A 5,298-nucleotide genomic window follows, 5' to 3' on the forward strand; every position below is an offset into this window, starting at 1 on the left:
ATGCGTTCGCAAAGCCGCTTTGACCTTGGGGTGCTTGGCAATTTCAGATTCAGGAATCAGCGGCAAACTGATGCCAGAGGAGATAATGGTGTTTTTAATATGGCGCACAAAAATTTCTGACAGCGCCTGCACCCGTGCTTCCCAGATACTATTGCCTGCCGCCATACCGTTGCTAACGTAAAGATTGCCAAGAATATTAACCGGAAACCACACAGTCTCACGGCTGCGCTGCTTCACAAAGGGCAAGGCACAGATACCACGAGCGGCATTGCCGGAATTGATATCTATCAGCGCTTCCGGGTGAATTTCATTATTCAGATCGTAATGGTTGCGGGCACCCTCATCGAGCAGACCCTCCGGCCACTCCGCACTCTTGACCGGAAACCAGCGCTCGTAAGGAAAGTGTACAAAATCAGCCGACGCGGTCTTGGAACCCAAATAATAGTCCGCAAAGAAATAGTTACAGCTCAGGCGTTCAAAAAACTCACCCAGAGCGCTCGCCAATGCGGCTTCACGCGAGCAGCCTTTGCCATTGGCAAATAGCAGCGGGCAGTGTTTTTCATGGATGTAGACAGACCAGACATGAGGTACCGGATTCAGCCAGCGCGTTTCCTCTATTTCGAACCCCAGCGCCTGCAAAGCCGCGCTCATCCGCTCTATAGATTCTTCCAGCGGCGCATCTTTTCCCAGAATCTGCGTCATTCATACTCTCCCAAGGGTAAAACCGGACTGTATCGACAGATAAACTAACGACCAGCGCATCTTATTGATTGATCAAAGATTATACTGCAAGGATCCCGAACTAAAAAATTTATATTTTTTTGCTTACAGTGTTGACGACAACCCCTCCGATCATTAATATACGCGGCCTGTGTTGAGCGATTCCCTGATAGCTCAGTTGGTAGAGCAGTAGACTGTTAATCTATTGGTCGCTGGTTCGAGTCCAGCTCGGGGAGCCACAGCACGAATGTCGGAGTGTAGCGCAGTTTGGTAGCGCATCTGGTTTGGGACCAGAGGGTCGGGGGTTCGAATCCCTCCACTCCGACCACTTTCCTTTCTCAAGATTTGCAAAAAAATCTCACACCCCTTGTAAATACTCGCTTTAGAGCCTAGCCTTGTTGCTATCAGTTTATTCCTATAAGTTCTCGATGAATTCCACCTTCATGCTTTTTATCAGATATATACTAAACAGCTGAATAGACTCTGCATCAGGGTAAGCTGTAGTACTGGAAGAGTCGAAGTTACATTACGGAATAAGCACAACATCCAAGAGGATCGACTCCATGGCAATTCGTATTAATGAAACCGTCCCCAATCTGCATCTGGTTACAGATCAGGGTAACTTTGATCTGCATGACTGGATCGGTGATAGCTGGACCATTCTGTTTAGTCACCCAAAAGACTTTACTCCCGTTTGCACCACGGAATTTGGCGCAGTTGCTCAGTTAGCCGACGAGTGGGAGAAGCGCAACACCAAGGTCATTGGCTTATCCGTTGATGGCGTTGAAGAGCACAAGCAGTGGAAGGGTGATATTGAAAGCTACTCGGGTGCTAAAGCAGGTTTCCCAATTATTGCTGACGATGATCTGGCTGTTTCAAAAGCACTGGATATGTTGCCAGCTGACGCCTACCTGCCTGACGGTCGCACAGCAGCCGATTCAGCAAGTGTGCGCGTGGTGTTTATCATCAGCCCAGACAAAAAGCTGCAATTGTCGATGACTTACCCCATGTCTGTGGGTCGAAATTTTGCAGAAATTTTGCGCGCGCTGGATGCACTGCAGACAACTTTTGGTGCTCCCCTGGCAACACCGGCAAACTGGATTCAGGGTCAGGACGTCATCGTTGCGCTGTCTTTAAACAATGAACAGGCGCAAGAAAAATTTGGTGAACTGGATATAAAACTACCCTACTTACGTACGGTTAAAAACCCCAAGTAGGAGCTTACTCTGCGAGCGAAGCCTTTCGCCCGGAGACCGGGCTCCTACAATAACCACCCAACCTCCTGTAGGAGCTCGCTCTGCGAGCGAAGCTTGAAATTCAAGGGGTCAGTTCAAGGGGTCAGCATACTTGATCTCAAGACTAGCTTAGATCCGTGACCGCCCCCTTTGAGGCTGAACTGACGCTACGCGCAAACTTTGCCAGCACACCTCGGCGATACCTGGGGCTGGGTGCCTGCCAGGCTTGGCGCCTGCGCTCAAGCTCCTGCTCTGAAACATCCAGGTCAATACGATTGCCAACCGCATCAATGGTGATGCTATCGCCCTCTTCAACCAGCGCGATGGGGCCACCCTCTGCGGCTTCGGGTGTGATATGACCCACAACAAAGCCATGACTTCCGCCGGAAAAACGACCGTCGGTAATCAGTGCCACATCATTACCTAGCCCCTTACCCATAATGGCCGAGGTTGGACTGAGCATTTCCCGCATTCCAGGACCACCGCGAGGCCCTTCATAGCGAATTACCAGCACATCACCGGCGATGACGGAGCCGTCCAAAATACGCGCTTGTGCTTCTTCTTCAGAATGAAAAACCCGTGCACGCCCACTAAAATGCGTGCCTTCCTTACCGGTGATTTTTGCGACAGCTCCCGTCGGTGCCAGGTTACCGAAAAGGATGCGCAGGTGACTGTCTGCCTTTATCGGGTTGTCGAAGCTGTGAATAATCTCCTGACCTTCAGGATAGGGCGCTATATTTGCCAGATTCTCCGCTAGAGTCTGACCAGTAACGGTCAGACAGTCGCCATACAGCAGCCCCCGATCCAGCAGCATTCGCATCAATGGCTGAATACCTCCTATGGCAACCAGTTCCGACATCATGTAATGGCCGCTTGGACGCAGGTCGGCCAGCACAGGAACGCGTTGACCGATTTCAGCGAAGTCCTCAAGTGATAATTCAACGCCTATCGTACTGGCCATAGCCAACAAGTGCAGCACAGCATTGGTCGAGCCACCCAGGGCGATAACAACCGTGATCGCATTTTCAAAGGCTTTTCGGGTCATTATATCGGATGGCTTGATATCGCGTTCTAGCAGATTCAGTACCGCAGCTCCTGCCGCGCGACAATCAGCCATTTTGATTTCGGACACAGCATTCTGTGCCGAACTTCCCGGCAGACTCATCCCCATGGCTTCGATGGCCGAGGCCATGGTATTGGCAGTATACATCCCCCCGCACGAACCTGGACCGGGAATAGCGGTCGCTTCGATCTGCTTGAGCTCGATCAAGTCCATATTGCCCTGAGCATGTGCACCCACCGCTTCAAAAACGGAGATAATATCTGTGTGATTTTCACCCGGCATAATGGTGCCACCGTATACAAACACCGCCGGGCGGTTCAATCGCGCAAGCCCCATCAGGCACCCAGGCATGTTTTTGTCACAACCACCGATAGCCACAAGTCCGTCAAACCCCTCACAACCCGCAACCGTCTCGATGGAATCGGCAATGACCTCTCGGGACACTAAAGAGTACTTCATCCCTTCGGTGCCATTGGCAATGCCATCAGATACAGTAATAGTATTGAAAATCAGCGACTTCCCCCCGCTTCATCGGCACCCGCTGCGGACTCTTCAGCTAAGCGATTGATGTGCATATTGCATGGCGTGAGGTTACTCCAGGTAGAAGCGATTCCCACCTGAGGTTTACGGAAGTCGTCGTCTGTGAAACCAACAGCCCTCAACATGGCACGACTAGCTGACTTCCCAAGACCATCAACACTTGGGATGAATAACGGCGGCGATTATCTTCTGGCATAGAGGCCTCACTGATTGAAATAGGATGAAAGGTAAATGCTTATCTGCTCACCAGTGTAGTGAACCTGTGCTTACAGCGCTAATACTCAGCATAGATTAACCGACATACCGAGAAATCAACCGTCGTTTCTGCTTCTTAAAATGGCGTGGTCGCATAAGTCCTGGCATTCGTGTCCATTTAGACTGACGGGTGTCTGCAGTATTTATAGACCGCTCTAATAATCATAAAGGAGAAAAGCCATGGCTATTTCTACCGGAAATCGCGGTGTCGTGTATACAGGGCCTGGTCAGGTCGAAGTACACTCTATCGCCTTCCCTGAACTGTCCCTCGGTAAACGACACTGCCAACACGGCGTCATCCTCAAAGTACTCACCACTAATATTTGCGGCAGCGACCAGCATATGGTCCGAGGCCGCACTACGGCGCCGTCTGGTCTGGTTCTGGGCCATGAGATTACCGGTGAAATCATCGAATGTGGCCGTGACGTTGAGTTTCTTAAAGTGGGTGATATCGTTTCAGTCCCTTTTAACATTGCGTGTGGACGTTGTCGCAACTGTAAAGAGGGTCGAACCGGCATCTGCTTAAACGTAAACCCGGCCCGCCCAGGTGCTGCCTATGGTTATGTGGATATGGGCGGTTGGGTTGGTGGCCAGGCCGAATATGTAATGGTCCCTTATGCTGACTTCAACCTGCTCAAATTCCCGGACTCCGATCAGGCACGCGAGAAAATTCGTGATCTGACCTTGCTGTCAGATATTTTTCCGACAGGCTTCCATGGCTGTGTCACCGCAGGGGTCGGGCCTGGATCTACCGTTTATATTGCAGGTGCTGGCCCTGTTGGACTGGCGGCGGCTGTTTCTGCACAGTTACTCGGTGCGGCCTGTGTCATCGTTGGCGATATGATTCCTGAACGTCTCGCTCAGGCCAAAAGCTTTGGCTGCGAAACTATCGACCTACGTCAGGATGCCGAGCTCCCTGCATTACTTGAACAGATACTCGGTGTACCTGAAGTCGATGCCGCCGTTGACTGTGTAGGGTTTGAAGCCCATTGCCATGGCAGCTGTCATCACGAAGAAAAGCCTGCAGCTGTTCTCAACTCCATGATGGACATAACCCGTGCTGGCGGACAAATCGGCATACCCGGCCTCTATGTGACTGAAGATCCTGGTGCGGTTGATGAGGCTTCAAAACAGGGCAACTTAAGTATGCGCTTTGGGTTAGGTTGGGCGAAGTCACACTCTTTCCATACCGGCCAATGCCCGGTGATGAAATACCATCGTCAGCTGATGCAGGCCATCTTGTTCGATAAGGTTCAGATCGCCAAAGCCGTTAATGTTCAAGTGATCTCACTGGATGAAGCACCCAAAGGCTATGCCGATTTTGATGGTGGGGCAGCGAAAAAGTTTGTCATTGATCCTCACGCCGAGTTTGCAGCTTAAAAGGTCAACCTTTTCGCCCGGGGACCGGGCTTCAACAACACCTTGTAGGAGCTCGCTCTGCGAGCGAACTCTTTCGCCCGGGGACCGGGCTCCTACAAACCCGCG

At 51.4% G+C, this 5,298-nt stretch carries 3 protein-coding genes, 2 tRNA genes and 1 pseudogene; 4 read left to right on the plus strand and 2 right to left on the minus strand.

Going from position 1 to position 5,298, the window contains the following annotated elements:
* A partial coding sequence (locus LH51_RS04590; RefSeq protein WP_036520211.1) for a YcaO-like family protein occupies positions 1–702 on the minus strand: 702 nt, incomplete at its 3' end.
* A gap of 181 nt (positions 703–883) precedes the next feature.
* Here LH51_RS04590 and LH51_RS04595 point away from each other — a divergent pair.
* The 3 genes from LH51_RS04595 (at position 884) to LH51_RS04605 (ending at position 1,937) form a co-directional block, all read left to right on the plus strand.
* Positions 884–959 (plus strand) — tRNA-Asn (locus LH51_RS04595).
* Positions 960–971: 12 nt separating this feature from the next.
* Positions 972–1,048 (plus strand) — tRNA-Pro (locus LH51_RS04600).
* 235 nt (positions 1,049–1,283) lie between these two features.
* Positions 1,284–1,937, plus strand: a complete 654-nt coding sequence (locus LH51_RS04605; protein WP_036520214.1) for a peroxiredoxin — start codon at positions 1,284–1,286, stop codon at positions 1,935–1,937.
* 142 nt (positions 1,938–2,079) lie between these two features.
* Here the strand turns inward: LH51_RS04605 and ilvD are convergent.
* Positions 2,080–3,754 (minus strand): annotated as a pseudogene (gene ilvD / locus LH51_RS04610) (dihydroxy-acid dehydratase).
* A gap of 239 nt (positions 3,755–3,993) precedes the next feature.
* Here ilvD and fdhA point away from each other — a divergent pair.
* Entirely contained in the window at positions 3,994–5,193 is a 1,200-nt protein-coding gene (fdhA, locus tag LH51_RS04615; protein ID WP_036520217.1) for a formaldehyde dehydrogenase, glutathione-independent, read from the plus strand.
* Positions 5,194–5,298: the final 105 nt, after the last annotated feature.

This window comes from Nitrincola sp. A-D6, from assembly GCF_000764495.1.
Lineage (GTDB): Bacteria > Pseudomonadota > Gammaproteobacteria > Pseudomonadales > Balneatricaceae > Nitrincola.